Raw genomic sequence first — 26404 nt, forward strand, 5'->3', positions numbered from 1 at the left:
GGCGCCCTTGACTCGACTGGCGGCAGGGTCCTGCCCCACCGCCTCGCATGAGGCCGGATCCCGCCGCCGGTGACGCCATGGCCGGGCGGGGGAATCCGGCGCCGGCTACTCCATGGTCGGCATGACGTAGTCGGCGCCGGCCCGGATGCCGGTGGGCCAGCGGGAGGTGATGGTCTTCAGGCGGGTATAGAAGCGCATGCCTTCGGGGCCATGCAGATGGTGATCGCCGAACAGCGAGTTGCGCCAGCCACCGAAGCTATGGAAGGCCATCGGCACGGGAATGGGTACGTTGACGCCGACCATGCCCACCTCGATCCGGTGGGCGAAGCGCCGGGCCGCATCACCATCGCGAGTGAAGATGGCCGTCCCGTTGGCATACTCATGGGCATTGATCAGGTCGAGCGCCTCTTCCCAGCTGTCGACGCGCACGATGCCCAGCACGGGGCCGAAGATCTCTTCCCGGTAGATGCGCATCTGGGGGGTGACATGGTCGAACAGGCTCCCCCCGAGGAAGAAGCCTTCCTCGTGACCGGGCGAGGCGATGGCGACGTCGCGCCCATCGACCACCAGCCCGGCCCCCTCCTCCACGCCGATGCCGATGTAGGAGGCCACCTTGTCCCGGTGCGCCGCGGTGATCAACGGCCCCATCTCGGCGGTCTCGTCGCTGCTGGGCCCCACCTTGAGGGTGCGAACGCGAGGCGCCAGGCGCTCGACCAGGGCATCGGCGACCTCGTCCCCCACGACCACCGCCACCGAGATCGCCATGCAACGCTCGCCGGCCGAGCCGTAGGCGGCGCCCATCAGTGCATCCGCCGCCTTGTCCAGGTCGGCGTCGGGCATGACGACCATGTGGTTCTTGGCGCCACCCAGGGCCTGCACTCGCTTGCCGTTGGCACAGCCGGTGGCATAGACGTAGCGGGCGATCGGCGTGGAGCCGACGAAGCTCACCGCCTGGACGTCGGGATGCGCGAGGAGCGCATCCACCGCCTCCTTGTCGCCGTTGATGACGTTGAAGACGCCATCGGGCAGCCCCGCTCGCTCCAGCAGCTCCGCCAGGAAGAGGGCGGCCGACGGATCGCGCTCCGAAGGCTTGAGCACGAAGGTGTTGCCGCACACCAGGGCGACGGGGAACATCCACAGCGACACCATGGCGGGGAAGTTGAACGGTGTGATACCGGCAACGACTCCCAGGGGCTGGCGCAGCGAGAGGGAGTCGATGTCCGTGCCGATGTTCTCGGTGACCTCCCCCTTGAGCAGATGAGGCCCCCCGCAGGCGAATTCCACCACCTCGATCCCTCGCCGCACCTCGCCCATGGCATCCGAATGCACCTTGCCATGCTCCATGGAGATGATGCGGGCGAGCTCATCGGCATGCTCGTCCAGCAGCGCCTTGAAGCGGCTCATGACCCGGGCACGGCGCAAGGGGGTCATGGCGGACCAGGACGGGAAGGCACGCTTCGCCGCGGCGACGGCCTGGGCCACCTCGGCTTCATCGGCCAGGGGCAGGCGTGCCGTCACCTGGCCGGTCGCCGGATCGTACACATCGTGAAAGCGATTCCCCTGGCCGGCGAGCCTTTCGCCGTCAACATAGTGATGCAAGGTATTATTCATATTCACCTCGAAGTAGTGTTTAGATCTCAGAAAGCCCCCGAGAAAGCTGGCCTGACATCCCACCAACTTCCCCCGCGAATTGCTACGCAATTGACAGGACCAACGAACCAGAAAATCATCAGGCTCTAGAAGTGCCACTCGGCATTGAAGGTGATGGCATCAACATCGACGCCTGGCTTGCCGTGGTTTCCGAATTTGTTCCTCCATAACTCATACCCGACACCTACCCATAGGTTATTGCTGCTTCCCCAGGCGAGCTCACCTGCATCGAGCATGAGCGAGGTGCGGGAAAGTTGCTCCGGCTTCGTCGCCACACCAAAGTAATCGCCCCCCTTTTCGGTGTTGTAATTAAAAAAACCCTGAAATTTCATCGGAAGGCTGCCGGCTTCGAAAGGAACCCCCCATGCCAGGCTGAACTGATAGTAGGGATCAAAATCGATGCTGTCCTGGTTACCTTCGAGACGACAGATATCGAGACCACAGTGATTCCATTCACGAGCTAGCAAGACACTCAGATCGACAAACCCTCTTGGCAGATCGAACTTGAGCGTTGGCCCCAATAACAGCATCCGTTTACGGGATGCAAAGCTACTGTTCTTGTGACTCAGGTCGAATCCAGCCGTCAAGGCCACATCCCTGACGGGGCCGAAACTCAACGGCTCTCCGAACAGCTTTCCGTAATGCAATTGATGACGATAGACCGAGTAAACATTAATGGCCCCGGAACCACCACCGTTGACTGCATCATTCCGGTCGGACTGAATGAAATCCACATTGAAGTAATTGGATCCGTACTTATAGCCACTGACATGGGAAAACTGCACGATATGCTGTTCAATCTCTTCCTCGATGCCAGGCTCGTGAAACTGAGTGCCATAGCGGTAGCCGAGGAAGGTGTCACTCCAGCTTGCGGCTTGCGCTTCGGTCAGGATCATGCTGCCAAGCATGGCGACAGAGAGCCAAAACATATATTTTTTATTCATTATGTATCACTTTTAATTTGAAGTGTTGTCGTTGTTAGTCGCGCATCGAGTCATCCGGCCGCCCCATCCATGGGAGCGACGCCAGGTTGTTTAAACCACCTCAACGCTACCGTCGGAATAGTTCACCCGGATCTGGATCGTGCCTTCATTCATCAGCCAGGGGCGAACAGTGAAGTTGCGTGCCCCGCTGCGATGCATCGGGTCGGCGCCGGCGATGTCACGGGCCTCATCCAGAGAATCCGCCCGAATGACGACCATCCCTTCGCCATGCCATGACTGGCCATCTTCCGAGAACACGGGTCCCGCGGAAAACATGATGCCTCGCCTTTCCAGCTCTACCTGATAGGCGAGATGCTCCTCGAGGTTCGCCAGAATCCTGTCCATGTCCCCCGCGGAGGTGGTCGAGACGACATACATCTGCTTGGCGAGAAAGCCCTTCTCCTTGCAGACACCGACGATGAAATCCTTGGTCAGGGTATCGTTACTCATGATCGACTCCGGTTCTTGTAATGGTCGATAATCAGCGAGCCAGCACCAGGCTCAGCCAGGGAAATGCCGCCAGAATCAGCAGCACGCACAACATGCAAAGGACGAAGGGGATCACGCCCACGAAGACTTCCTTCAGGGCCACGCTCTGATCATCCAGCGAGGCCTTGACCGTATAGACGGACAACCCGAAGGGTGGGGTGATCAAGCCGATCTCCACGGCCACCACGGTGATGATGCCGAACCAGGTCGGGTCCATCCCGAAGCTAGCGGAGATGGGCAGCGCGATGGGCACCATGATCAACAGGATGGAGACCGAGTCGAGCACGCAGCCGAGGAGCAGGATGACCAGCAGGTACATGAGGACGAACCCGACCGCCCCCAGCCCGGAGCCGATCATCAGGTGGGTGATCTGCTCGGGCACGCCGCTCATCGCCAACATCCTGCTGTAGAGACTCGCGGCGATGATGAGAAAGAGGACGGAGACCGAGACATGCCCGGTTTCCACCAGCACCTTCCAGAACCTGCTCGGCGTCAACTTCCCCCGCAGCAGCGTCATGATGAAGGCGCCCAGGGCCCCCACGGCGCCGGCCTCCATCGGCGTGAAGATGCCCGAGTAGATGCCGCCCAGCACCAGGACGATCAGGGCCAGGATGGGGACGCCCTTCTTGAGCAGGGACGCCAGGGTTTCCGCCCTTTCCTCATCGGGGTGCTGCTGCAGACTGTCGGCATTGCCCACGAAGTCGGGGAAGAACCTGGCCAGCACCACGATCAGCAGGCAGAAGCAGCCCGCCAGCAGCAGCCCCGGAATGACCCCCGCGATGAAGAGCCGGCCGATCGACTCCTCGGCTAGCACCCCGTAGATGATCAGCAGCAGGCTGGGGGGAATCAGCATCCCGAGCACCGAACTGGCGGCGACGACGCCCACCGAGAAGCGGCTGGTATGCCCGTGACGCATCATCTCGGGTACGGCGATCTTGCTGAAGACGGCGGCGGAGGCGATGCTGACGCCCGTGATGGCGGCGAAGGCGGCATTCGAACCGACGGTGGCCATGCCGAGCCCTCCCCGGATTTTCCTCAGCAACCAGCCGGCCACATCGAAGGTGTCCCGCCCGACGCCACAGACAGAGACGAAGAGCCCCATCAACACGAAGAGCGGGACCACGCCATAGAGGCTGTCCTGGATCGCGTCATTGGCGGCAGAAGCCACCATCCGCAGGGCGAGGGACGGGTCCAGCATCAGCCAGAGGCTGACGAAGGAGATCAGGATCAGGGCGATGGCGATGTGCACGCCCAGATAGATGGCAATCAGCATCGCGGCGATCGCGATCAGCCCAATGATTATGGCGGACATGGCTCAGCCCCCCTTCCGTTCTTTGTAGTGGTCGCTTGCGGAAGCCAGGTCCTGCAGCGCATCGATGAGGTACTGGATTCCGGTGGCACTGCCACCGATCAGGATGACGGTCTTCACCGGCCAGGTGGGCACGGTGAGCAGGCCCTGGACGCCGATGTACTCATTGGCGTGCCATGCCTGCGCCCATAGCGGGTAGGTGCCGTAGACGATCAGGACACAGGCCAGGATGCCGCCCAGGCTGTACACGGCACTCAGGACATGTCCCGCCACGGGGGACGTCGTGATGAACTTCTCGATGAAGATATCCGCCTTCGCCATGCGCCGATGCCTCAACGTGCTGGCCATCTGCAGGAAGACGATCGCCACGATGGACAGCGACATCAGCTCCGTGACGCCATAGATGGGTTGATTGAGCAGAGACCTGGACGCCACATCCGCGCACACCAGGACCATCATCGCGAATATCAGCAGCGACCCCACGGCATTGAGCCCATCGACGACACGGCCGAACCATTCATTGATCATTCTTGTATTGCTCATTTTCCGACCTCCTTTCGCTGTCCTGGCGCCCTGCCGAACCGAGCGCGGCCAGGAACAGGGAGACGTCATGGATGCAAGGGGCTCGATGAAGGCGTTTCCGCCGGCGATACCCGAAGACGTCGCGTCGTCGATGAACGTCCCTGTGCGTGATCCATCGATGCCCATTCCCGGGCAGCCTCTTCACCGAGGTTTCCACCACTAGATTTCCTGGTCCCAGGCACGCATGGGCTCGATGCCCCGCTTGCGCATGGCGTCCATATAGGCCTGGAGGACTTCCCCGGCAGGCAGACCTTTGGCGCGATTGTCCTCGACCCATTCCTTCGCCAGGTTCGGCAGGGTGTCGATCCACTCCCGGGTCTGCTCGTCCGACCAGGTGAGGATGGTGACCTCGGGGTTCTCCTCCATCGCCGCCATGCCCTCGTCGTAGAGGCCCATCGCCCCTGTCCCGACGTTCTCGGAGTAGACATCCCCGGCCTCCAGCAGGATCTTCTGGATCTCGGCAGGCAGACCCTCGAAGGTATCCTTGTTGATGGCCAGCCCACCGAAATAGGTGGAACCCAGGTTCACCTTCGTCAGGTAAGGCGCCACCTCGTGGAGCTTGATGCTGAAGGCACCGGACGGCAGCACCAGGCTGCCATTGGAGACGCCCGTCTGAACCTGCATGTAGAAATCGGGCAAGGCCCCTTGCACCCCCACGGCGCCCGTCCCGCGCAGCCAGGAAGACAGCACCCCCGCCGCCGAGATCTTCTGGCCCTGCAGGTCATCCAGGGAGTCGAGGGGGAAGGCCGTGAAGATCTGGAAGGGATCGCTGGCAGTTGCGCCGAGGAAGACCGTGTTATTGCCTTCCCATTCGGCCTTCAACGCCGGCACGGAGCGATTCAGCTCGTTGAAGACATCCATCATGATCGCCGGGTCATCCGTAACGCCCGGCGTATAGGCGGTGACCTGCGTCAAGGGCTGTCGGGAACCCTCCAGGGTGCTGAACACCCAGCCGATATCCACGATGCCCTGCGACACCGAGCTGAGGGTCGCGTTGGCCTTGTACAGCTTGCCCCCGTAGGACTCCTGCCAGTTGATCCGGTAGTCCAGATCCAGCTCGGCGATGCGGCGGTCGACCTCGGGGATGAAGTGATCGGAAATGGCGCCCACCCATGGCAGGGATTCCGGATGGCTGGCCCCGACCCTGAGATTGATCGTCTCCATGGCCTGGGCGGATTCTTCGCCGCAGCCGGAGAGTACCAGGGGGAGTGCCAGGGGGAGTGCCAGGGCAAGGGGGGAAATCAGCTTGAGGTTCATCATCTGACTCCTGAACTTGTTGTGTATTGTTGGAGTGTCGAGCGGAGGGGGACGGGGCTGTTGTCGTCGAGGGTTATCGCCCACGCCCCTTTCTCGTCCTGGTCAGGCTGCGAGCGGGCTCACCGTCACTCATGACCGAGGAAGTCCTCGATCGCCATGTCGGGTCCCCATTGGTAGAGGGTGTTGCTTCCTCCCTCCACGTAGCCGGTTCGCGACTCGCGGTTGTAAAGGTCGCCGTCGGTGAAGTGCTCGACGATGTTGCCCGAGGTGTCGTACCAGTAGTCGAACACCTGACTGCCGAGCAGGTGTCGGCCTACCCCCCAGAAGGGTGTCCATGCCCGCTGCGTCAACCACTGGTTGCCGAGATACTGGGAGTCCACATCCTGAACCTCGAACGAGGAGTGATGGACGTGATCTCTGGGGGCACCGAAGAGGGCGACGGTGTGATGGTCCGTCCAGTCATCGCCGCGGTCGATCCGCAGGAAGACGGCATGGGGGTTATCCCGCTGTTCTTCGACCACCATGTCGGACGGCAACATGCCCAGGACGGTCGTATACCACTGGAGGTTCGCGTGGAGATCCTGGACGCCCAAGGCGATATGCCCGAGCCGGAGGATCTGGGCGGGGCCCGGTTCTGGTCGTTGCGTATCACCGAACCGCTGCTTGCTGTCGGCGGTGTTGTAGGTCAGGGCGGGTCGCATCGGCAGCGGCTCCACTGTCGAGATGCCATGGACGATATCGACCTGACGGCCGGCAGGGTCGTGGAGTATCACCCGCTCCCCGCCGCCTGGCCTGTCGAGCGCCTGCACCTCGGAGGCGCCCTCCAGGGCGGCGGCTTTCAGCAGGTCGTCGCGACTCTCGACCTCGAAGGCAATGCTGCCGAAGGATGGCGTCTCGGCACGCTCGGCGATATAGATGTAGGGGGCCGAGCAGGCGCCCCGGAAGAACACCCGATCGTCGTCCCTGGACGCCACCACCATGCCGAAGTCGCCGAGGAAGGCTTCGAGCGCTTCCAGGTCGGCGTGGCGATACACCACATGATGGATATCTTTGACCCTAAGCATATTCGCTCCATTTCTTCGCTGTTGTCGTTATTCACCGCTAGGAGGTACAGCCAAGGAAACACGGATTCTTGTCTTGCTTCCCGCCGAGGAGGAGCGACTCCCCTTCGGCCCATGTCCTGATCTATCTCCCTGGATTCCGCTCTCCCTTCCCTCCACGGCTTCGAGATCGCTGGTGCGCGGTCAGAGGATTATCTGGACACCGGGTTTATCAGGGTCCCCAGCCCCTCGACTTCGACGCTGCAGACATCACCTTCCTGCATGTAGAGCGGCGGGGTCCTGGCGAAACCGACGCCGGCGGGCGTGCCAGTGACCAGCACGTCGCCGGGCTCCAGGGTCAGCACTTCACTGATGATGGAGATCAAGTCTGCCACATCGAAGATCAGGTCATCGGTATTGGCCTGCTGGACGACCTCCCCGTTGAGCAGGGTCCTGAGCTGCAGACCCTTCCCACCCAGTGGCAACTCCTCGGCGGTGACGAAGGCGGGACCGAAGGCGCCCGTGGCATCGAAGTTCTTGCCCATGGTCCATTGGGGTGACTTGAACTGGTAATCCCGCACCGAGGCATCGTTGAAGATCGAATAGCCGGCGACATGATCCAGCGCTCGGCCCCGCGATATGTTGCGCCCACCGGTGCCGATGATGACGGCCATCTCGCCTTCGTAGTCGAGCTGCTCTGAGCCTGCAGGACGGATGATCGGCGCATTGTGGCCGATCAAGCTGGACGCGAAGCGCGTGAAGACCGTCGGGTAGTCGGGCTGGTCATAGGGGCTCTCCTTGGTATGATCGGCATAGTTAAGTCCCACGCAGATGATCTTCGCGGGTCGCGGCAAAGGGGGCAGAAAACGGATCGACTCGCCCTCGAGGGAGCGGCCCCCACCGAGCCGTCGATGCGCCTTCTGCAGCGTCGCTTCGCCCTCTTTCAGCAACTGCGCAAGGTCCCCTGGATAGCCGGCGTCGTTCACTGTCAGCCCTCGCAGCCCCTCCTGCTCCTCGATCGCCAGGCCCTGATGCCCATCCTGTTCGAAGGTCACGAATCGCATGTCTTCCTCCTGCTGGCTGGATTTGTTTTAACTTCGGTACGGTACTGTACCGTACCAATCTGGATCAAAGATCGCCCACGGACTCCTCGCTGTCAAACGATTTCTCGATCGGGATGCCCTACCTTCGTCGAAGGCGGCACCTGCAGGGCGGCCACATCGGCGGGACGCGCCGGGCGGGGCCTCGAGCCCGTGCTCGAGCCATGCTGCCTACCTCAAGCCCCTGACCCGTCATCGACCGACGCGGCTGGGCCGTCGGTTTGCTATCCGACGGCCCCGGGTAGTATGGTACTTTCAGGTATCTTTTCCGTATCGCCGAGGGAGCGCATGGCACGCCCATCACAAGCGAAGAAGCGTGAAGCCATTCTCGATGCCGCAACCGAGCTCTTCCTGGAAAGCGGTTACTCACGCGTCAGCGTCGACGCCATCGTCGCCAAGGTGGGAGGATCGAAGCGCACCATCTATGCCTATTTCGGCGACAAGGATGGGCTCTTCTCGGCGCTGATTTCCCACCTGTGTCAGAAGATCGTCACCCCCATGGTGTCGCTCGATCTCATCGGGTTGGCGCCGGATCGGGCACTGCGCAAGATGGCCGACGCCTTCTTCGACGTGCTGCTGGCCCCGAACACCCTGGAGCTCCATCGACTGGTGGTGGCCGAGAGCCCGCATTTCCCGGACGCGGGCCGGGCCTTCTTCTCCGCCGCCCCCTCCATCTCGTACCGCTGCCTCTCGGACTACTTCGCCTGGGCCGAGAACGAGGGCCTGATCAAGCCAGGCAGTCCCTACAACCGTGCGCGGCTGTTCCTCGACTCCCTCACCGGGGATATCCAGCTGCGATGCCTGTTGGGCCTCGTCGATGAGCCGGACAAGGAGAAACTGCGGGCGCTGTCCGACGAGGCGATCGACATCTTCCTCGATGGCATCGGCTACCGAAGGGCCAGCCTCCCTTGAGGCGTCATGACCGGCGTCCGGCCTCGTGACGCTTGCACGAGAGCCAGCTCATGCCGGTGCTGCAACTGCTGGAGGAGTGTCAGACTATCTCCCACTGCTGACTGCACGGGGTTTGTATTCAGCCGGCCACGTAAACGAGACCTACTTCTGCCGCGGCACCCGCCCCATCAGGTAGAACTCCTCGTTGGGCGGGGTACCGGCGAGGGTGACCAGGCGGTTGGACATGCCGAAGAAGGCGGCGATGGCGCCGATGTCCCAGATGTCGTCCAGGGTGAAGCCGGCCTCGAGCAGGCGGGTCTGCCACGCGTCGGTGAGTTCGCCCACCTCCAGGCCCGTGTGGAAGGCGAAGTCGAGCATCACCCGGTGGCGCTCGCTCAGGTCGGCGACGCGGTGGTTGACGGCCACCTGGTCGGCGAGCAGCGGGTCCTGGCTGTAGATGCGCACCAGGGCGCCGTGGGCCACCACGCAGTAGAGACAGCGGTTGCGCCCACTGGTGGCCACCACGATCATCTCCTTCTCGGCCTGGGTCAGGGTGTCCGACTCGCGCTCCATCAGGGCATCGTGATAGGCGAAGAAGGCGCGGAACTCGGCCGGGCGATGGGCCAGCATCAGGAAGACATTGGGCACGAAGCCGGCCTTCTCCTGCACCGCCAGCATGGCGTCGCGGATGTCGTCGGGCAGGTCGTGGATCGACTCGGGAACGGGAAATCGGCTGATGGGCTGGGTCATGGGGCGCTCCTGGGGTTGTGGGTCTTGTGATCAGGCGAGAGCTACAGCTAACGTCAACGTCAACCACCTTGTCCAGTCGCATATGAAGCGGCCCGCCTCCTTTCCCCGGCGACCAAGCTCCCGCGGGGATTGCCCCACGATGCGAGGTCGGCCACTATCGCTCCATGGGGGCCGGCCATCCTTCCCGGCCGGGAGGGTCGGCGAGGCCCGTTCCTGACGTGCCTGGCGCACTTCCCACATCCCTGTAGGTCGCAAGGCTCACGAAGCGGTGCCCGACGAGGCCCTCGTCAAGCCCCGACACGACGCAGCATGCATGGACTCCCGGTATGGCTGATCGAGATGGTGCCGAGTTTTCGGCGTGGAATCCCGGCCTCGAGGCCGACCTGCCCAGGCGCTACAAGCCCCTGGAGACGATTCATCGACCGGCCAACGTCTATTCTCGCCTGTCCGACATCCCTGAGTTGAGGGCCCTCACCGGGCTCCCGGAAGAGGAGTTGGTCGCGTTCCGGGCAGAGCGCCTGGTGCTGCACGAGCTGATCGCGCAGGTGACGGCCGATGTCGTGGTCCTCGAAGGTGAAGAGGAGGAGCTGCTGGGGCAGCACTTTCGCCGCATCACGCTCAAGATCTTGTCCGACTACCTGACTCCCCATCTGCCGGCGTTCCACCAGGTCTATGACCGACTGTATGACGAGATACACGGCAGGGTGGGCAACATCCTCGCCACGGCCTTCGCTCCCGAACCGACGGAGGTCGATCCCGAGCCAGACTCCTTCCTGTCCAGATGGTTTGGCAAACGCCGTACCCCGCCACAGCAGACGGACCATCGGTCCATCGAGGAACGGCATCATGACGTGATCCAGGGCATCAAGGACAAGGGTCTGGCGGCCCGGGGCGAACTGGAGAGGGCCATCTACAAGAGCACTTATCGTGTCCTGACTTCGATCGGCGGCACCCAGGGCCATATCGGGGTGGACCGGGAGCTGCTGGCGAGGTTGATCACCCAGCATGTGTGTAACGACTTCGGCAGCCGCCACCTCGGTGAGCAGATCGCGCCCCATGTCGCGCGGGCCATGAACGTCGAGGGCTACGGCCGGCTCCCCTGTGCCAGAGAGCCGATCCTGATCAGCCTCAAGGGGGCCTCGGCGGCAGGCAAGAGCTCCCTGCGCCCCTTCCTGAAGGACACCCTGCGGGACCTGGGCATCCGACCGGACCAGTACGGCACCATTTCCCCCGACATCTGGCGCCGCCTCCTGCTCGACTATGACGCACTGGGCGAAGCCTACAAGTATGCCGGCCGCCTGGCCGGCAAGGAGGTCAAGCTCATTGATGCCAAGCTGGACCGCTACATCCGCGACAAGGCCCAGCGCGACCGCTCCATCCCGAACCTGCTGATCGACCGGTTTCGCTTCGACAGCTTCTCCCAGGAAAGGGTACCGCGACTCCTGGATGCCACCTATGCGAAACATGTCGCCACCATGTACTTCTATTTCATCGTCACCCCGCCGGAGGCGACGGTGGAACGCGGCTGGGAGCGTGGGCTGACGCGGGGGCGTTACAAGGCGGTGGAGGACTTTCTGGGGCACTGCGTGGAGGCCTATGACGGTATGCCCAGGCTGCTCTTCAAGTGGCTGGACAGCCGGCATCCCCGGCTCCAGTACGTCTTCCTGGACAACAGCGTTCCCAAGCACACCCCGCCGACGACCATCGCCCATGGCACCCGCGAAGAGCTCCACATCCTGGCTCCCCTGGGCATGGTCAACATCGACCGCTACAAGAAGATCAACACCCTCGCGACATGCCCGGCGGAGGTCTATCCCGACGATGACACCCTGGCGATCGGCAGGAACTGTGCCTTCCTCAAGCAATGCATCGCCAAGGTGCCGGAGGTCCGCTTTGTCGATGAGGCGACCGGAAAGGTGTACCTGCAAGCCTCGGCAGGCCGCTTCTCGGTGGTGGACCCCACCATCCTGCGGGCCAGACGAGAGGCCCCGGAACTCGCGGAGCTGTTCGCCACCCTCGGGGTGCCCGAGCGTTAGGGAAAGCTTCCCTTAGCGCCATCCCTTGAGATAAAAAACGGCCCCGCCTCTCACGAGACGGGGCCGCGTTTCACGCCCTTGCCGGTATCAGTGCAGCGAGATGGTGCTGTTGATGCCGCTGGAGACGTTCTCGGGCTCGAACCAGCGCGCGGTGACGGTCTTGGTCTGGGTCCAGAACTGGATCGCCTGCTTGCCGTTGGGGCCCAGGTCACCCAGCTTGGAGCCGCGCGAGCCGGTGAAGCTGAAGTAGGCTACCGGCACCGGGATCGGCACGTTGATGCCCACCTGGCCGACGTCGATCTCGGTCTCGAAGCGCCGCGCCACCCAGCCGGAGTTGGTGAAGATCGAGGTGCCATTGCCGTTGGGGTTGGCGTTGATGAACTCGATCGCCTCATCCAGGGTGTCGACGCTGACCACGCACAGCACGGGGCCGAAGACCTCCTCGCGGTAGATGGTCATGTCGGCCTTGACGTCGGCGAAGACGGTAGGGCCGACGAAGTTGCCGTCCGGATAGCCCTCCACCTGGCAGCCGCGGCCGTCGACCAGCAGCTTGGCGCCCTCCTGCTCGCCAGCGCCGATCAGGCGTACCACGCGATCGCGGGCGGCCGAAGAGACCAGCGGGCCGAGGTCGGCATCGCGCTGGGTGCCCGGGCCGACCTTCATGGCCCGCGCGCCTTCGACGATGTCCTCGAGCCACGCCTGGGCCTCGCCCACCAGCACCACCACGGAGTTGGCCATGCAGCGCTGGCCGGCGGCACCGAAGGCGGAGCCCAGCAGGTTGTTGATGGCCTGGCTGCGGTTGGCGTCGGGCATCACCACGCAGTGGTTCTTGGCGCCCATCATCGACTGCATGCGCTTGCCGGCCTCGCTGGCACGACGGTAGAGCTGCGTGCCGACATGGGTCGAGCCGATGAAGGAGAGCGCCTTGATGTCCGGGTGGTCGGCGATCTGGTTGGCCACGTCCGGGCCGCCGTGCACCACGTTGAGCACGCCCGCCGGCACGCCGGCCTCGTGGGCCAGCTCGACCAGCCGCAGGGTGGAGCTGGGGTCCTGCTCGGAGGGCTTGAGCACGAAGGTGTTGCCGGTGGCGATGGCCAGCGGGAACATGAAGCAGGGCAGCATGACCGGGAAGTTGAAGGCGGTGATGCCGGCGCCCACGCCCAGCGGCTGGTTCAGGGTGTAGACGTCGACCTCGTTGGCGGCGTTCTCGGCCAGTTCGCCCAGCTGCAGCGAGGTGATCGAGCAGGCGTGCTCGACCACTTCCAGGCCGCGGCCCACCTCGCCCTCGGCGTCGGGCAGGGTCTTGCCGTGCTCCTCGGTGATCAGCGCGGCGAGCTCACCGGTGTGCTCGCGGATCAGCGCCTGGAGCTTGAGCATGATGCGCATGCGCTTGCCCAGCGGCACCTTGCGCCAGGTCTTGAAGGCCTCCTTGGCGCTGGCCACGGCGCGGTCGACTTCCTCGGCGCTGCAGAACGGCACCCGCGCGACCACCTCCTGGGTGGCCGGGTTGACCACGTCGCGCCACTCCTGGCTCTGGGACGGGACGGCCTGGCCGTCGATGTACATGGGGATCTCGCGAATGGACATGGTGGCGTGCTCCTCTCTCGTTGTCTTGTTGTTCGACACTGGAAGTCGACATTCGACTTTATGTGCATATCAGCACGGAATGTGATGTCATCGAGTCTATCCAGACGCTCGATGGCATGACAACGAGCACTCGGGCACATTTCTTGTGCATCCATGCACAAGCAGGCCGATCAGGGAGGCACCGATGCTGGACTGGCAGGATATCCAGATCTTCCTGGAGGTGGCGCGCAGCCAGCGCCTCACCGACGCCGCCCGGCGCCTGGGGCTGGACCACTCCACGCTGTCGCGGCGCACCCGCCGCTTCGAGCAGAAGCTCAATACCCAGCTCTTCGAGCGCAGCACCCACGGCTACTACCTGACCGAGGCCGGTCAGCAGCTGCTCGCCCACGCCGAGGAGATGGCCCGCCACGCCATCGAGGCCGGCGAGAGCCTCACCGACAAGAACCACCAGATCGGCGGGCAGATCCGCCTGGGGGTGACCGAGGGCTTCGGTACCTGGGTGATCGCCCCGCTGCTCTCGGCTTTCTGCGCGCGCCACCCCGGGGTGACCCTCGACCTGCTCGCCCTGCCCCGGGTGGTCAACCTCAGCCGCCACGAGGCGGACCTGGCGATCACCGTGGAGCGCCCGGTGAGCCCGGGGCTGGTGATCTCGCGGCTCTGCGACTACCGCCTGCGGCTCTACGGCAGCCGCGACTACCTGGCCCGCCACGGCACCCCGCAGCATCTGCCCGAACTGGGTCGGCACCGCTTGATCGGCTATGTCGACGACCTGATCTTCAGCGAGCAGCTCAGCTACCTGGAACCGCTGCTCGACCCGGCGGTGGTCGGCCACCCGGGACCCCACTTCGCCATGCGCAGCACCAGCGTGACCACCCAGCACGCCGCCGCCCTGCATGGGGCAGGGCTGGCCGTGCTGCCCTGCTTCATGGCGGAGACCAGCGAGTCGCTGGTCAAGGTGCTGGACGACGAGGTCGAGGTGATGCGCCAGTTCTGGATCACCGCCCGCCAGGAGCAGCGCCGCCTGGCCCGGGTGCGGCTGCTGTGGGATTTCCTGCGCGAGGCGCTGGAGGCCAACCGCACCTTCCTGATGGGCGAGGCCAGGGAGCTGATGGTGCCGGCTATCGAGGCCTGAGGCTCAGCCCCGGGCGCGGCGCAGCAGGCATGCACGATGAGAAATAACTATCGACATGGTCAGAAAAGGCACTTGGAGCCCATGAGGCAGGGCACGCTACGTTGTAGGTAGTAGATAGAGAAGGAGCCCCGCTGTTTCTGCCCACCTGCCGTCGGCCAGGGTTGAAGACCCGCATTGTTCAGGAGGGCATCTTTCGTCTATTCCTATGGAGCAGATCCAGCAACGCAGCAACGATTGGAGAGTGATATGGGCGAGCAACACAGCAACACTGCAGGCAAGTGCCCGGTGATGCACGGGTCCAATACCAGAATGGGTGGCCATGGCCCCATGAACAAGGACTGGTGGCCCAATCAGCTGAACCTTAGCATTCTTCACCAGCACAGCCCCAAGGCTGACCCCATGGGGGCCGATTTCGACTACGCCGAAGCGTTCAAGAAACTCGACCTGGCGGCGGTCAAGAAGGACCTGACCGACCTGATGACCGACTCCCAGGAGTGGTGGCCGGCGGACTACGGCCACTACGGCGGGCTCTTCATCCGCATGACCTGGCACGCCGCCGGCACCTACCGGGCCGCCGACGGCCGTGGCGGTGGCGGCACCGGCAACCAGCGCTTCGCCCCGATCAACAGCTGGCCGGACAACGCCAACCTGGACAAGGCCCGTCGCCTGCTGTGGCCGATCAAGCAGAAGTACGGCAACAAGCTGTCCTGGGCCGACCTGATCATCCTGGCCGGCAACGTCGCCATGGAGTCCATGGGCTTCAAGACCTTCGGCTTCGGCGGCGGCCGCGAGGACATCTGGGAACCCGAAGAGGACATCTACTGGGGCGCCGAGAAGGAGTGGCTGGCGAGTGAGCGCTATCACGGGGACCGCGAGCTCGACCAGCCCTTCGCCAACGTCCAGATGGGCCTCATCTACGTGAACCCGGAAGGCCCGGATGGCGAGCCCGACCCGATCAAGGCCGTCAAGGACATACGCGCGACCTTTTCGCGCATGGCGATGAGCGACTACGAGACGGTGGCGCTGATCGCCGGCGGCCACACCTTCGGCAAGACCCACGGCGCCGCTCCCGACAGCACCCTCGGCCCGGAGCCCGAGGCCGCGCCGCTCGAACGGATGGGCCTGGGGTGGAAGGGCACCCACGGCACCGGCATGGGCGACGACGCCAGCACCAGTGGCCTGGAAGGCGCCTGGACCCCCAACCCCACGCGGTGGGACATGGGCTATCTGGACCTCCTGTTCCGCTATGACTGGGAGCTCACCAAGGGCCCGGGCGGCAAGAACCAGTGGCGGCCCAGGGACGTCAGGGAAGAAGACAAGGTGCCCATGGCGCATGACCCGTCGAAGAAGGTCGAGCCGATGATGCTCACCACGGACCTCTCCCTGAAGCTGGACCCGGACTACCGCAAGATCACCGAGCACTTCCACAAGAACCCGGAGGAGTTCGCGGACGCCTTTGCCCGCGCCTGGTTCAAGCTGCTGCATCGCGACATGGGACCCAAGGCCCGTTACCTCGGCCCCGAGGTGCCGGAGGAAGACCTTATCTGGCAGGACCCGGTTCCGCCTGTCGATCATGAGCTGATCGACGACAAGGACATCGCCGCGCTCAAGCAGCAGATCCTGGACTCCGGCCTGTCTACCTCGGAGCTGGTCAAGACCGCCTGGGGCTCCGCCTCCATCTTCCGCGACTCGGACAAGCGCGGCGGCGCCAATGGCGCGCGCATCCGCCTGGCCCCGCAGAAGGACTGGGAAGCGAACGAGCCGGGCCAGCTGAAGAAGGTGCTCGACACCCTGGAGAAGATCCACCAGGCCTTCAACGATGCCCAGTCCGGCAACAAGCGGGTGTCACTCGCGGACCTGATCGTGCTCGGTGGCAATGCCGCCATCGAACAGGCCGCGAAGCAGGCCGGACACGACATCGAGGTGCCCTTCCATCCGGGCCGCACCGACGCCACGGAAGAGCAGACCGATGCGGAATCCTTCGAGTACCTCGAGCCGCTCGCCGATGGCTTCCGCAACTACCTCAAGCAGCGCTACACCGTCTCGGCCGAGGAACTGCTGCTGGATCGGGCACAGCTTCTCAAGCTGAGTGCGCCCGAGATGACGGTGCTCGTCGGCGGCATGCGTGCGCTGGACGCCAACCACGGCCAGTCGCAGCACGGCGTGTTCACCGACAAGCCCGGCACCCTCACCAATGACTTCTTCGTCAATCTGGTCGACATGAACACCGAGTGGACGCCGACCGCGGCCGATGAGGACCTGTTCGAGGGCCGCGACAGCAAGACCGGTGAGGTGAAGTGGACCGGTACCCGGGTGGACCTGGTCTTCGGGGCCAACTCCCAGCTGCGCGCCCTGGCCGAGGTTTATGCCCAGGACGATGCCAAGGAGAAGTTCGTCAAGGACTTCGTGGCGGCCTGGACCAAGGTGATGAACGCCGACCGCTTCGATCTGGCCTAAGGTCAGTCGGATGCCACGGCGCCCTCCCCCTGGAAATAAAGCCGCGCCCCTTCGGGCGCGGCTTTCTTGTCGGCTCAGGCGCGCAGCATCACCACCAGGACCAGCAGCGGGCAGACCACGCGGATATACCAGGGCCAGATCTTCCAGAACAGGGTGTGCTCGATCTCCGGCGCCCCCCGGCGCAGCTCCCGGAGCTTGGCGTTGCGGGACAGCAGCCAGCCCACATAGAGGCAGACCAGGGCCCCCACCAGCGGCATGCTGTAGCTGATGGTCAGGGTGATGGCCCAGTCGAACAGCGGCTCGAAGTAGGCCAGGATCAGGCTGGCGATGGCGAAGGTCACCCCCGCCATCAGCCAGGTGGCCGGGCGCCGGCGGATCATGCCGGTCTCCTCCAGGGTGGAGACGGGCACCTCCAGCACCGGGAACATGGAGGTCAGGGCGGCGATGGCCAGCAGCACGAAGAAGATCAGCTCCAGGCCCAGCCCCAGCGACCCCATGGCCTCGAACAGGGCGGGCATCACCATGAACAGCAGGGTCGCCGAGCTCTGCAGCTCGCCGGCCTCGTTGAATACCTCCACCCCCAGGCCATGGGCCACGAACATGGCCGGAATGATCAGCAGGCCGGCGACGAAGGCCACGCCCATATCGATCAGCATCACCTGGGCGCCGGCCCTGGGCAGGTTGGCCTCGCGGCTCAGGTAGGAGCCGTAGACCACCATGGCGCCGACGCCGATGGAGAGCGAGAAGAAGGCCTGGCCCATGGCGTCCAGCACCAGCTGCCCATCGATCCGCGACAGGTCGGGTACCAGGTAGGTCTTCACCCCCTCGCCGGCGCCGGGGAAGCTCAGCATCACCGCGATCAGCACCAGCATCATCACCAGCAGCAGCGGCATCAGCCGCTTGGTCCAGCGCTCGATGCCCTGGTTCACCCCGGCCAGCACCACCGCCGCGGTGATCACCATGGCCACCAGGGTCAGGCTCCAGTCGCGCCAGAAGCTCCCCTCGGCGAGCCAGGCTGCGGCCCCATCGAGGCCCAGCAGCCGGGCCAGGGCCAACAGGGCATAGCCCACCAGCCAGCCGGTGACGATGGCGTAGAAGGCCTGTCCCAGGCAGGCGGCCGCGAGCGCCACGCCCCCCACGCCCTGGCCGAGGCACCGCGGCAGGCCACGCCCGCCCACCTGCCCCATGGCATTGATGATGCCGCTCTGGGCATAACGCCCCAGGGTCAGCTCCGCCATGAGCGCCGGATAGGCGAGGATAAAGGCCATCACCACATAGACCAGCAGGAAGGCCCCGCCGCCGTTGTTGGCGGCCATGGAGGGAAAGCTCCACACATTGCCCAGGCCCACCGCCGCTCCGGCGGCGGCCATCAGGAAGCCGAAACGGCTGGAGAACTGGGCGCGTCCCGGCGCCTTGCCCGCAGGGATTGCCTCGCCTGAGGCGCTCTTGGCTTGCGATATTGTCATTGGAGTGTACTCACCAGGTCGTGCTGTGGATGGAGGACTCAGCCGGTCGGCTCGCCGAGTCGTTCGAGAATGTCGAAGTGGTCGCAATCGGGAAGCGACCGGAGGTCGGCCGAGACCCCGGCCAGCCGGGCCCGGGCGTGCAGCGCCTCGCCCTGTTCCCGGAAGGCCGGTGGGTCGAACTCGCCATGCACCAGGGTCAGCGGTGGCAGGCCCCTCAAGGACTGGCACAGGGGGCTGAGCCGCTCGGCCCGCTCGTTATCCAGCCCCAGGGGCGCATCGATATAGGTGCCCACCAGGGGGCGCAGGTCGTAGATGCCGCTGATCAGCCAGAGCGCCTCGATGCCGGCCAGGCGCTCCTCGCCGAGGCAGGCCATCAGCGCCAGCTGGGCCCCGGCGCTATGGCCGCCCAGGCGGATCCGGCCCTCCAGGCACAGGCTCGCGGCCGCTGCCCGCAGCGTCGTGACCCCGCGCCGACAGGCCGCCACCATGGCCTCGATGGAAGCCCCCGGCGCCAAGGGGTAGTCCAGGGAGGCGAAGGCCCAGCCCCGCTCGAGCCAGGGAGCGGCCAGGAAATCGGTGGCCGCGGCATCCAGCTGCTGCCAGTAGCCGCCGTGCAGGAAGGCCATCAGCGGCCAGGGGCCGGGGCTCTCGGGCAGGAAGAGGTTCACGCCCTCCCGCTCGCCCGGCCCATAGCCAAGGCGTCGCGGCGGAAGGCGTTCTCTCAGTCGCCGCCCCAGCTCGGCCTGGCGGGCCAGGCTGGCCTCGAAGTCCCGGGCCCAGCGGCTCGGCGAAAAGGCGTGCTCGCGTTCGGCCCGATCCCCGAAGGGCCCCATCAGGTGACCTCCGAACGCACCTGGAAGCGAGCCTCCAGGTACTCGCGGTTTTCTACCACCTCGCGGAAGTGGCGGGCCGCCTGCCAGACGTCCTCGTAGCTCAGGTAGAGCGGCGTGAAGCCGAAGCGCATCAGGCCCGGCTCCCGGTAGTCGCCGATCACGCCGCGGGCGATCAGCGCCTGGACGATGGCATAGCCGTGCTCGCGCTCGATCAGCGCCACCTGGCTGCCGCGCTCCTCCACCGCCGGGGTGATGTCATCGATGCCGTGAGCCTCGACCACATCGGCCAGGCAGTCGCGGAACAGCTCGCTCAGCGCCAGGCTCTTGTCGCGCAGCGCCGCCATGTCCACCTCCTGCCACAGTTCGAGGGAGGCCTCCAGGGGGGCATAGATCAGCGCCGAGTGGGTGCCGGTGCGGAAGCGGGTGATGTCCGGCGCCGGGGTATAGTCGGCATCGAAGGCGAAGGGCGCGGCATGGCCGTGCCAGCCGGAGAGCGGCTGCCAGCCGCCCCCCTGGTGGTCACGATGGACGTACAGGAAGGCCGGGGCCCCGGGGCCGCCGTTGAGGTACTTGTAGGTGCAGCCCACCGCATAGCGGGCACCACTGCCATGCAGGTCCACCGGCAGGGCGCCGGCGGAGTGGGCCAGGTCCCAGATGACCTCGGCGCCATGCTCGTGCACCAGGCGGGTGGTGGCGGCCATGTCGCGGCGACGGCCGGTGCGGTAGTGGACCTCGCTGAGCACTACCACGGCCACGCCGTCCAGGTGCTCGGCCAGGTCGGCCCCCTCGGGCAGGAAGCGATGCTCGTAGTCACCGAACCGGCAGAAGCCCTGGGCGATATAGCCATCGGTGGGGAAGTTGCCGCCCTCGCTGAGGATCACCGGGCGCCCCCGGCCCCGGGACTCGGTGATATAGCCCAGCAGCTTGAAGAGATTGAGGGTGATGTTGTCGGTGACGATCACCTCCCCCTGTCCCGCCCCGATCAGTGGCGCCATCAGGTTGCCCAGGCGCTCGGGGGCATCGAACCAGCCCTGGTTCCAGCCCTTGATCAGCTCGTCCCGCCACTGGTCGCGGGTGGTGGCCAGCGCCTCCCGGGCGGCCAGGGGCTGGGCCCCGAGGGAGTTGCCGTCCAGGTAGAGCAGGCCCTCGGGCAGGGCGAAGCGGGCCTTGAACGGCGCCAGGGGATCACGGCGATCGAGTTCACGCGCGGTGTCGAGGGTCACGGGCATGGAGTACCTCCGGAGAAGATGGGCAGCGACTGCATGACCATGATTCTAGGAGGCCCGGCGCGGGATGGGGTTGCGTTGTCTGGCAGGATTCCGGCCAATGGTGCAAGATAATTGCGAAATCACCAGGATTCGTGCAAATGATCAACATCGACCGCTTCGACAGCAGGATCCTGCAGGCCCTGCAGCGGGACGGGCGCCTGACCCTGGGTGCCCTGGCGGAGGCCGTCAGCCTCTCCCCCAGCCAGTGCTCCCGGCGCATCGCCCGGCTCGAGAAGGAGGGCATCATCGAGGGCCATGCCCTGCGCCTGAACCCCGAGGCCCTGGGGCTCAAGGTCACCGCCTTCATCTTTCTCTCGGTGGACAAGGGGCGCATGGCCGCGCCCCGGGAGGCGGTCGCCGAGCTGCTGGCCCGGGACGAGGTGATCGACTGCCATACCGTCACCGGCAGCCACGACTTCATCCTGCGGGTGGTGGTGGCGGATCTCGCCGAGCTCTCCCGCTTCCTCTCCACCACCATCAGCCCCATGGCGGGCATCCGCGATATCGCCACCCAGGTGGCCATGGATACCCTCAAGGTCAATGGCCCGCTGAAGGTGGTCCCCTGAAGGCCCGGGTCGAGGGATCGGGCTACATCGCCGTTCTGACCGACCAGAGCTCGGGGAAGAACTGCAGCTCCAGCGCCCTGGCCAGGTAGGAGACCCCCGCCGTACCGCCGGTGCCGCGCTTGTGGCCGATGATCCGCTCCACGGTCTTCATGTGGATGAAGCGCCACTTGTGGAAGTTGTACTCCAGGTCGACCAGCTTTTCCGCCAGCTCATAGAGCTCCCAGTGCTCGTCGGTATGGCGATAGATATGGGCCCAGGCCTGCTCTACCTCGCTGCTGGCCCGATAAGGCAGCGACCAGTCGCGTTGCAGGGTGGTGGCGGGAATCGCGAAGCCGTGCCGGGCCAGCAGCTGCAGGCTGATGTCGTAGATGCTCGGGGCCTGAAGTACCTCGGTCAGCCGCTCGTAGTGCCGTGGATGACCGCGGTGCACCTCGACCATGGCGGCATTCTTGTTGCCGAGCAGGAACTCCAGCTCACGATACTGGTAGGACTGGAAGCCGGAGCTCTGCCCCAGGCTGTCGCGGAAGCTGACATAGTCCGCCGGGGTCATGGTGATCAGCACCTCCCAGGCCTTGATCATCTGCTCCTGGATGCGGGCCACCCGCGAGAGCATCTTGAAGGCGGGCCGGAGCCGGTCCTCGGCGATATGCGCGGCGGCGGCATGGGCCTCGTGGAGGCACTGCTTGAGCCATAGCTCGGAGACCTGGTGTATGACGATGAACAGCATCTCGTCATGCTCATCGGACTGGGGCCGCTGACAGGCCAGCAGCGGCTCCAGGTTCAGGTACTGGCCGTAGCTCATCTCCTGATCCCAATGGACATTCTCGCCGTCCAGGTCCACCGTCGTCCCAGCCCTCCTCTTCTCGTCCTGCTTGGCCATCGCTTGCCCTCCCCGGCTTCCGAGTCACCTCCATGGTGCGCGAAGCCCGGTCGTCATGCCATGGTCCTCGGCTCAACGCACTCTCGGTCGCGCAGAGCTGCCGCACAGCGCGGGGCGCTAGTTCGCCACCCGGACATCACGAGCCGTCCGCGTCACAGCAGCGCCAGGGTCAGCCAGGGCTGCCAGGCCAGCAGCACCAGGGCCAGCAGGCTCATCAGAAGGAAGGGCAGCAGCGCCCGGAAGATGCGCATCGGCGGCACCCCGGTCATGGACGAGCTGATGAAAAGCCCCGCCCCCACCGGCGGCGTCAGCAGCCCCAGCACCAGGGTCAGGCAAACCACCACGCCGAACTGGAAGGCGGTGATATCGAACTGGTTCTGGGCAATGGGCAGCAGGATCGGCACCACCAGGATCAGGGCGGCGATGCCGTCGACGATCATCCCCACCAGCAGCAGGATGCCCACCACCAGCATCAGGAAGGCGAAGGGGCTCTCGGTCACCTCGGCGATCCAGGCCGCGGCCATCTGTGGCAGCTGCTCGTAGACCACCACCCAGCCGAACACCCCGGCGGCACCGATCAGCATGATCACCAGGCCGGCATTGAAGGCGGTGCGCCTGAGGATCTCCGGCAGTCGGGCGAAGGTCAGGTCGCGGTAGACATAGCGGCCGATCAGCAGCGCCGCCAGGGACGCCAGGGCCGCCGACTCGGTGGGCGTGGCCAGGCCGGCCAGGATGCCGCCGATGATGATCAGCGGGATGGTCATGGCCGGCAGGCCCATCAGCAGGAAGCGCTTGGCCTGCGCGCGGGTCGGCCACTGGCCCTCGGGATACTGCTGGACCAGGCCCACCGCGGCGATGGCCAGGAAGAACAGTCCGCCCATCATCAGCCCCGGGATGATGCCGGCGATAAACATGTCGGCGATGGGCACCTGGGCCATGACGCCATAGAGCACGAAGAGCATCGACGGTGGGATGATCGGCGACAGCAGGCCGCCGGCGGCGGTGATGGCCGCGGCGAAGGACTTGTCGTAGCCGTCCTTCTCCATGGCCGGGACCATGGCCCGGGACATGATGGCGATCTGCGAGGCCGCCGAGCCGACGATGGCCGCCATCATCATATTGGCCACCAGGTTGATATAGACCAGCCCGCCGCGGAAGCCGCCGACCAGGATACGCGCCAGGTCGATCAGCCGCCGGGTCAGGCCGCCCTCGTTCATCAGCTCGCCGGCGAGCATGAACAGGGGGATGGCCAGCAGGCCATAGTTCTCGATGGCGCCGTAGAGCTGCTGGGGATAGGAGGCAAACAGCAGGGTGTTGCCCGAATCGGCGATGTACCAGGCGGCGGTGAGCGCCAGCACCAGGGCGATGGGCACCGCGCCCAGCAGCAGCACGGCGAAGACGACGAGAGTCATGCGAGCCTCCTTTCCGCGCTCACCAGGCCCTTCAGGCCGTCGATCAGGTTGACGACAGCATGCAGGCTCAGCGAGACGGCGAAGATCGGCAGGCACAGCCAGACCCAGAACTTGGGAATGCCCAGCGTGCGCGAGGTTTCGGAATACATGAAATTGAAGGTCTCCCCCTGGAAGGCCTGGATATCGAAACCGGTAGCCCACAGGGTCGCCGGGTCGTACCAGCGCCAGCACAGCACGGCCAGGAAGAGCGCGAAGAACAGCACCATGGCGTCGACGAACAGATGCAGCCCTTGCCGCATGCCGTTCGGCAGGGCATCGACCAGCAGGGTCACGGCGACGCCCTCGCGACGCTTGAGCACCACCGAGGTGGTGAAGAAGGTCATCCAGATCATGGCATGGATGGCCAGTTCGTCGGTCCAGTAGAGGGCATGGCCCAGGGCGCGGGTGGCGATGTTGAGCAGGATCAGCAGGCTGATCAGCGCGGCCAGCCCCGCCGCGATCGCCCCCTCACAGCGGACGAGACCGTCCGAGAGTCGTTTGAGCATGACATCCTCCGGGGACCCGGCCACAGGCCGGGATGATGAGCAGTGACGAGGAGCCGTGGAGCCTTGGAGCTCCTTTACCAGGCACCAAGCGGTGATGGGCGCCGGGAAAGCCCATCCCATCTGCAAGGTCGTGAAAGAAGCTCTTAGTCGGCCAGCTCGGCGGCCGTCTCGCGCAGGCGCGTCAGCGACGGGGCCTTGGGAGCCCAGATCGCCTCCCAGTCCGCGATGGCATCGGCGAAGAAGTCGGGCCCGATCTCGGTGACGGTAATGTCCTGCTGGCGCAGCTCCGCGCCCCAGGCCTCATGGTGCTCCTGGAAGTGGGTCATGACGTTGTCGGCATGCTCGGCCATGGCGCTGCGGATCAGTTCGCGATCCTCGCCGTCGAGCTGCGCCCAGACGCGCCCGGACACCACCGCCACCATCGGGAACATCATGTGGTTGGCGATCACCAGGTTGTCGGCCTGCTCGTAGAATTTGATCAGCCGGATGGAGTCGTAATCCATGTCGATGGCGTCCACCTGACCATTGGCCAGGGCGTCATAGACCGCGGGCAGCGGCAGCGGCGTGGGAGCGGCGCCGGTGGCCACATAGAAGTCGCGGATCGGATCGAAAGGGGTGATACGCACCTTGAGGCCGCTCAGGTCCTCGGCGGTTTCGATGGGCGCGCGGCTGAGGATCTGGCGCATGCCGGCCATGCCGTAGCCCACACCCACCAGGCCAGCTTGGGCCGGCATCGCCTCCAGCAGGTCGGTGGCCGCCTCGGAGCGCAGCAGGGCGGCGGCTTGATCGATATCTTCCACCAGGAAGGGCGCATAGAGGGCGCCGAAGTCGGGAATACGGTTGGAGATCTCGGCGAGGGTCAGGAAGGCCATGTCCAGGGAACCGGCCTGGAGCTGCTGGACCATCTGCGCCTCGTTGCCCAGCTGCTGGGCGGGGAAGATGCTGACGCTATGCTCGCCGCCGGAGCGCTCGGCCAGGGTCTCGGCGAAACCCTCGGCCTCCTGGGTCCAGATATGCGGCTGGGGGGTGATCAGGCCGAGCCGGAAGTCCCGGGCCTGGGCGGTGAAGGCGGTGACGGAAAGCGACGCCGCCACGGCGGCCGTCATCAGGGTCTTGAGCTTGTTCATCGGATTGCCTCTGTTGTTGTAGTCTTGCCTGATGTAGCCGGCCCCGAGGGACCGGCCGTTAACGCTTCGGACCTTGGCCTCAGGCGTCTTCCAGGGCGCGCGGGCGCTTGTGACGGCTCTGCAGCTCGGCGTCCTCGGTCCTGGCCAGCTCGACGTCGAACACCACCTCGGTGAAGGGCCCTTCCAGGCCACGCTTCTCGGTCTCGGCGGCGTCCTCGATGCGGTTGGCGTCGATCACCAGTTCCTCGCGGGTGGCGAAGGCGAAGTCGTCGTAGGTGTAGGGGTCGCCGGCCAGGTTGATCTGGGTGGTCAGGTGCTTGTGACCCGGCGCCGAGATGAAGAAGTGGATGTGCGCCGGACGCTGGCCGTGACGGCCGAGCAGGTCGAGCACCTGCTGGGTCGGGCTGTCCGGCGGGCAGCCGTAGCCGGAGGGGATGATGCTGCGCGCGGTGTAGCGGCCCTCGGCATCGGTGATGATGCTGCGGCGCAGGTTGTACTCGGACTGGGTGGGATCGAAGAAGGAGTAGTTGCCCTTGGTGTCGGCGTGCCAGATCTCGACCTTGGCGCCAGGAACGGGGTTGCCGTTCACCTCGCGGACCTGGCCGGTCAGCCACATCACCTCGGCTTCGGTGTCGCTGCCATCGTCCATCCGCGCGAAGCCCTCGGCCTCGGGGGCGCCGGCCACGTAGAGCGGGCCCTCGATGGTGCGCGGGGTGCCGCCGGTCAGGCCGGCCTGCTCATCGGCGGCGTCCATACGCATGTCCAGGTAGTGGTCGAAGCCGAGCCCCGGGGCCAGCAGGCCGAACTGGGTTTCCTTGCCCAAGGCATTGAGCTGGCTGACGGCGCCCCAGAACTCCTCGGGGCTGACGTCGAAATCGTCGATCAGGCGGTAGAGATCGGACAGCAGGCGATGCAGGATCCGCTTGGCGCGCTCGCTGCCGCCGTCCTGGTCGAAGCCACTGACGGTCTTCAGGAAGTCCAGCACGTCGGGGGTATCGAAGATCTTCACGGTCATGGTCGTTTCCTCGGTTGTTGTCGTCTGTT

General features: G+C 65.2%; 23 protein-coding genes. 5 read left to right on the forward strand and 18 right to left on the reverse strand.

From position 1 onward, the window contains the following. Positions 1-105: 105 nt before the first annotated feature. From MKP05_RS03495 to MKP05_RS03530, 8 genes are all read right to left on the reverse strand, one after another. Entirely contained in the window at positions 106-1611 is a 1506-nt protein-coding gene (locus tag MKP05_RS03495) for a CoA-acylating methylmalonate-semialdehyde dehydrogenase (RefSeq protein WP_240567035.1), read from the reverse strand. Between the two features lie 125 nt (positions 1612-1736). Next, a complete protein-coding gene (locus tag MKP05_RS03500; RefSeq protein WP_240567036.1) occupies positions 1737-2594 on the reverse strand; it encodes a hypothetical protein in 858 nt (285 codons plus the stop codon). Positions 2595-2684: 90 nt separating this feature from the next. After that, on the reverse strand, positions 2685-3083 hold the full coding sequence (locus MKP05_RS03505; protein WP_240567037.1) for a YciI family protein: 399 nt from the start codon (positions 3081-3083) through the stop codon (positions 2685-2687). 31 nt (positions 3084-3114) lie between these two features. Continuing rightward, on the reverse strand, positions 3115-4434 hold the full coding sequence (locus tag MKP05_RS03510) for a TRAP transporter large permease (protein WP_240567038.1): 1320 nt from the start codon (positions 4432-4434) through the stop codon (positions 3115-3117). A 3-nt stretch (positions 4435-4437) separates the two neighbouring features. Beyond that, entirely contained in the window at positions 4438-4959 is a 522-nt protein-coding gene (locus tag MKP05_RS03515) for a TRAP transporter small permease subunit (RefSeq protein WP_240567039.1), read from the reverse strand. A 213-nt stretch (positions 4960-5172) separates the two neighbouring features. After that, positions 5173-6270 (reverse strand): C4-dicarboxylate TRAP transporter substrate-binding protein, encoded by a 1098-nt coding sequence (locus tag MKP05_RS03520; RefSeq protein ID WP_240567040.1) that lies wholly within the window; start codon positions 6268-6270, stop codon positions 5173-5175. 125 nt (positions 6271-6395) lie between these two features. Beyond that, positions 6396-7334, reverse strand: a complete 939-nt coding sequence (locus MKP05_RS03525; RefSeq protein WP_240567041.1) for a 2,4,5-trihydroxytoluene oxygenase — start codon at positions 7332-7334, stop codon at positions 6396-6398. A 188-nt stretch (positions 7335-7522) separates the two neighbouring features. After that, positions 7523-8374 (reverse strand): fumarylacetoacetate hydrolase family protein, encoded by an 852-nt coding sequence (locus tag MKP05_RS03530; protein WP_240567042.1) that lies wholly within the window; start codon positions 8372-8374, stop codon positions 7523-7525. A 324-nt stretch (positions 8375-8698) separates the two neighbouring features. On the opposite strand from MKP05_RS03530, the gene MKP05_RS03535 reads away from it, so the two are divergent. Next, positions 8699-9322: a TetR/AcrR family transcriptional regulator gene (locus MKP05_RS03535; protein ID WP_240567043.1), complete on the forward strand. Its 624-nt coding sequence runs from the start codon at positions 8699-8701 to the stop codon at positions 9320-9322. A gap of 141 nt (positions 9323-9463) precedes the next feature. Here MKP05_RS03535 and MKP05_RS03540 read toward each other — a convergent pair whose 3' ends face one another. Then, positions 9464-10051: a peroxidase-related enzyme gene (locus MKP05_RS03540; RefSeq protein WP_240567044.1), complete on the reverse strand. Its 588-nt coding sequence runs from the start codon at positions 10049-10051 to the stop codon at positions 9464-9466. 326 nt (positions 10052-10377) lie between these two features. Between MKP05_RS03540 and MKP05_RS03545 the strand changes: the two genes are divergently transcribed. Then, positions 10378-12087 (forward strand): DEAD/DEAH box helicase family protein, encoded by a 1710-nt coding sequence (locus tag MKP05_RS03545; protein WP_240567045.1) that lies wholly within the window; start codon positions 10378-10380, stop codon positions 12085-12087. 87 nt (positions 12088-12174) lie between these two features. Here the strand turns inward: MKP05_RS03545 and MKP05_RS03550 are convergent, their stop codons facing one another. After that, on the reverse strand, positions 12175-13674 hold the full coding sequence (locus tag MKP05_RS03550; protein ID WP_240567046.1) for a CoA-acylating methylmalonate-semialdehyde dehydrogenase: 1500 nt from the start codon (positions 13672-13674) through the stop codon (positions 12175-12177). Positions 13675-13858: 184 nt separating this feature from the next. On the opposite strand from MKP05_RS03550, the gene MKP05_RS03555 reads away from it, so the two are divergent. Both MKP05_RS03555 and katG read left to right on the forward strand, forming a co-directional pair. Further along, positions 13859-14806, forward strand: a complete 948-nt coding sequence (locus tag MKP05_RS03555) for a LysR family transcriptional regulator (RefSeq protein WP_240567047.1) — start codon at positions 13859-13861, stop codon at positions 14804-14806. Positions 14807-15052: 246 nt separating this feature from the next. Next, the gene (gene katG, locus MKP05_RS03560) at positions 15053-17263 is read left to right on the forward strand and encodes a catalase/peroxidase HPI (RefSeq protein ID WP_276316503.1); all 2211 of its coding nucleotides are present in this window, start codon (positions 15053-15055) and stop codon (positions 17261-17263) included. A 74-nt stretch (positions 17264-17337) separates the two neighbouring features. Here the strand turns inward: katG and MKP05_RS03565 are convergent, their stop codons facing one another. Genes MKP05_RS03565 through kynU form a run of 3 tightly spaced genes read right to left on the reverse strand, consistent with a single transcriptional unit; the run spans position 17338 to position 20791 of the window. Then, positions 17338-18729, reverse strand: a complete 1392-nt coding sequence (locus MKP05_RS03565) for a sodium-dependent transporter (protein WP_240567048.1) — start codon at positions 18727-18729, stop codon at positions 17338-17340. A 38-nt stretch (positions 18730-18767) separates the two neighbouring features. Further along, positions 18768-19562 carry an alpha/beta hydrolase gene (locus MKP05_RS03570; protein ID WP_240567049.1) on the reverse strand — a complete coding sequence of 265 codons (795 nt, stop codon included), beginning with the start codon at positions 19560-19562 and terminating at the stop codon, positions 18768-18770. Beyond that, the gene (gene kynU, locus MKP05_RS03575; protein WP_240567050.1) at positions 19562-20791 is read right to left on the reverse strand and encodes a kynureninase; all 1230 of its coding nucleotides are present in this window, start codon (positions 20789-20791) and stop codon (positions 19562-19564) included. The genes MKP05_RS03570 and kynU overlap by 1 nt, the downstream gene beginning before the upstream one ends. Positions 20792-20928: 137 nt before the next feature. Here kynU and MKP05_RS03580 point away from each other — a divergent pair, with 137 nt between their 5' ends. Next, positions 20929-21396, forward strand: a complete 468-nt coding sequence (locus MKP05_RS03580; RefSeq protein WP_240567052.1) for an Lrp/AsnC family transcriptional regulator — start codon at positions 20929-20931, stop codon at positions 21394-21396. Between the two features lie 22 nt (positions 21397-21418). Here the strand turns inward: MKP05_RS03580 and kynA are convergent, their stop codons facing one another. The 5 genes from kynA to catA all read right to left on the reverse strand — a co-directional run bounded on the left by kynA (position 21419) and on the right by catA (position 26375). Further along, positions 21419-22276, reverse strand: a complete 858-nt coding sequence (gene kynA, locus MKP05_RS03585) for a tryptophan 2,3-dioxygenase (protein WP_240567053.1) — start codon at positions 22274-22276, stop codon at positions 21419-21421. A gap of 152 nt (positions 22277-22428) precedes the next feature. Further along, positions 22429-23688 carry a TRAP transporter large permease gene (locus MKP05_RS03590; protein WP_240567054.1) on the reverse strand — a complete coding sequence of 420 codons (1260 nt, stop codon included), beginning with the start codon at positions 23686-23688 and terminating at the stop codon, positions 22429-22431. Continuing rightward, positions 23685-24233 (reverse strand): TRAP transporter small permease, encoded by a 549-nt coding sequence (locus MKP05_RS03595; RefSeq protein ID WP_240567055.1) that lies wholly within the window; start codon positions 24231-24233, stop codon positions 23685-23687. Before MKP05_RS03595 ends, MKP05_RS03590 begins: the two co-directional genes overlap by 4 nt. Before the next feature lie 143 nt (positions 24234-24376). Beyond that, a complete protein-coding gene (locus tag MKP05_RS03600) occupies positions 24377-25360 on the reverse strand; it encodes a TRAP transporter substrate-binding protein (RefSeq protein ID WP_240567056.1) in 984 nt (327 codons plus the stop codon). Between the two features lie 79 nt (positions 25361-25439). Beyond that, entirely contained in the window at positions 25440-26375 is a 936-nt protein-coding gene (catA, locus tag MKP05_RS03605) for a catechol 1,2-dioxygenase (RefSeq protein WP_240567058.1), read from the reverse strand. Positions 26376-26404 lie beyond the last annotated feature (29 nt).

It is taken from the genome of Halomonas flagellata (assembly GCF_022487945.1).
Taxonomy (GTDB): domain Bacteria; phylum Pseudomonadota; class Gammaproteobacteria; order Pseudomonadales; family Halomonadaceae; genus Halomonas; species Halomonas flagellata.

Excerpts from the sequence above, each read along its gene's own strand:
- MKP05_RS03495 (WP_240567035.1), bottom strand. The coding sequence starts at position 1,611 with ATGAATAATACCTTGCATCACTATGTTGACGGCGAAAGGCTCGCCGGC.
- MKP05_RS03500 (WP_240567036.1), bottom strand. The coding sequence starts at position 2,594 with ATGAATAAAAAATATATGTTTTGGCTCTCTGTCGCCATGCTTGGCAGC.
- MKP05_RS03505 (WP_240567037.1), bottom strand. The coding sequence starts at position 3,083 with ATGAGTAACGATACCCTGACCAAGGATTTCATCGTCGGTGTCTGCAAG.
- MKP05_RS03510 (WP_240567038.1), bottom strand. The coding sequence starts at position 4,434 with ATGTCCGCCATAATCATTGGGCTGATCGCGATCGCCGCGATGCTGATT.
- MKP05_RS03515 (WP_240567039.1), bottom strand. The coding sequence starts at position 4,959 with ATGATCAATGAATGGTTCGGCCGTGTCGTCGATGGGCTCAATGCCGTG.
- MKP05_RS03520 (WP_240567040.1), bottom strand. The coding sequence starts at position 6,270 with ATGAACCTCAAGCTGATTTCCCCCCTTGCCCTGGCACTCCCCCTGGCA.
- MKP05_RS03525 (WP_240567041.1), bottom strand. The coding sequence starts at position 7,334 with ATGCTTAGGGTCAAAGATATCCATCATGTGGTGTATCGCCACGCCGAC.
- MKP05_RS03530 (WP_240567042.1), bottom strand. The coding sequence starts at position 8,374 with ATGCGATTCGTGACCTTCGAACAGGATGGGCATCAGGGCCTGGCGATC.
- MKP05_RS03535 (WP_240567043.1), top strand. The coding sequence starts at position 8,699 with ATGGCACGCCCATCACAAGCGAAGAAGCGTGAAGCCATTCTCGATGCC.
- MKP05_RS03540 (WP_240567044.1), bottom strand. The coding sequence starts at position 10,051 with ATGACCCAGCCCATCAGCCGATTTCCCGTTCCCGAGTCGATCCACGAC.
- MKP05_RS03545 (WP_240567045.1), top strand. The coding sequence starts at position 10,378 with ATGGCTGATCGAGATGGTGCCGAGTTTTCGGCGTGGAATCCCGGCCTC.
- MKP05_RS03550 (WP_240567046.1), bottom strand. The coding sequence starts at position 13,674 with ATGTCCATTCGCGAGATCCCCATGTACATCGACGGCCAGGCCGTCCCG.
- MKP05_RS03555 (WP_240567047.1), top strand. The coding sequence starts at position 13,859 with ATGCTGGACTGGCAGGATATCCAGATCTTCCTGGAGGTGGCGCGCAGC.
- katG (WP_276316503.1), top strand. The coding sequence starts at position 15,053 with ATGGGCGAGCAACACAGCAACACTGCAGGCAAGTGCCCGGTGATGCAC.
- MKP05_RS03565 (WP_240567048.1), bottom strand. The coding sequence starts at position 18,729 with ATGACAATATCGCAAGCCAAGAGCGCCTCAGGCGAGGCAATCCCTGCG.
- MKP05_RS03570 (WP_240567049.1), bottom strand. The coding sequence starts at position 19,562 with ATGGGGCCCTTCGGGGATCGGGCCGAACGCGAGCACGCCTTTTCGCCG.
- kynU (WP_240567050.1), bottom strand. The coding sequence starts at position 20,791 with ATGCCCGTGACCCTCGACACCGCGCGTGAACTCGATCGCCGTGATCCC.
- MKP05_RS03580 (WP_240567052.1), top strand. The coding sequence starts at position 20,929 with ATGATCAACATCGACCGCTTCGACAGCAGGATCCTGCAGGCCCTGCAG.
- kynA (WP_240567053.1), bottom strand. The coding sequence starts at position 22,276 with ATGGCCAAGCAGGACGAGAAGAGGAGGGCTGGGACGACGGTGGACCTG.
- MKP05_RS03590 (WP_240567054.1), bottom strand. The coding sequence starts at position 23,688 with ATGACTCTCGTCGTCTTCGCCGTGCTGCTGCTGGGCGCGGTGCCCATC.
- MKP05_RS03595 (WP_240567055.1), bottom strand. The coding sequence starts at position 24,233 with ATGCTCAAACGACTCTCGGACGGTCTCGTCCGCTGTGAGGGGGCGATC.
- MKP05_RS03600 (WP_240567056.1), bottom strand. The coding sequence starts at position 25,360 with ATGAACAAGCTCAAGACCCTGATGACGGCCGCCGTGGCGGCGTCGCTT.
- catA (WP_240567058.1), bottom strand. The coding sequence starts at position 26,375 with ATGACCGTGAAGATCTTCGATACCCCCGACGTGCTGGACTTCCTGAAG.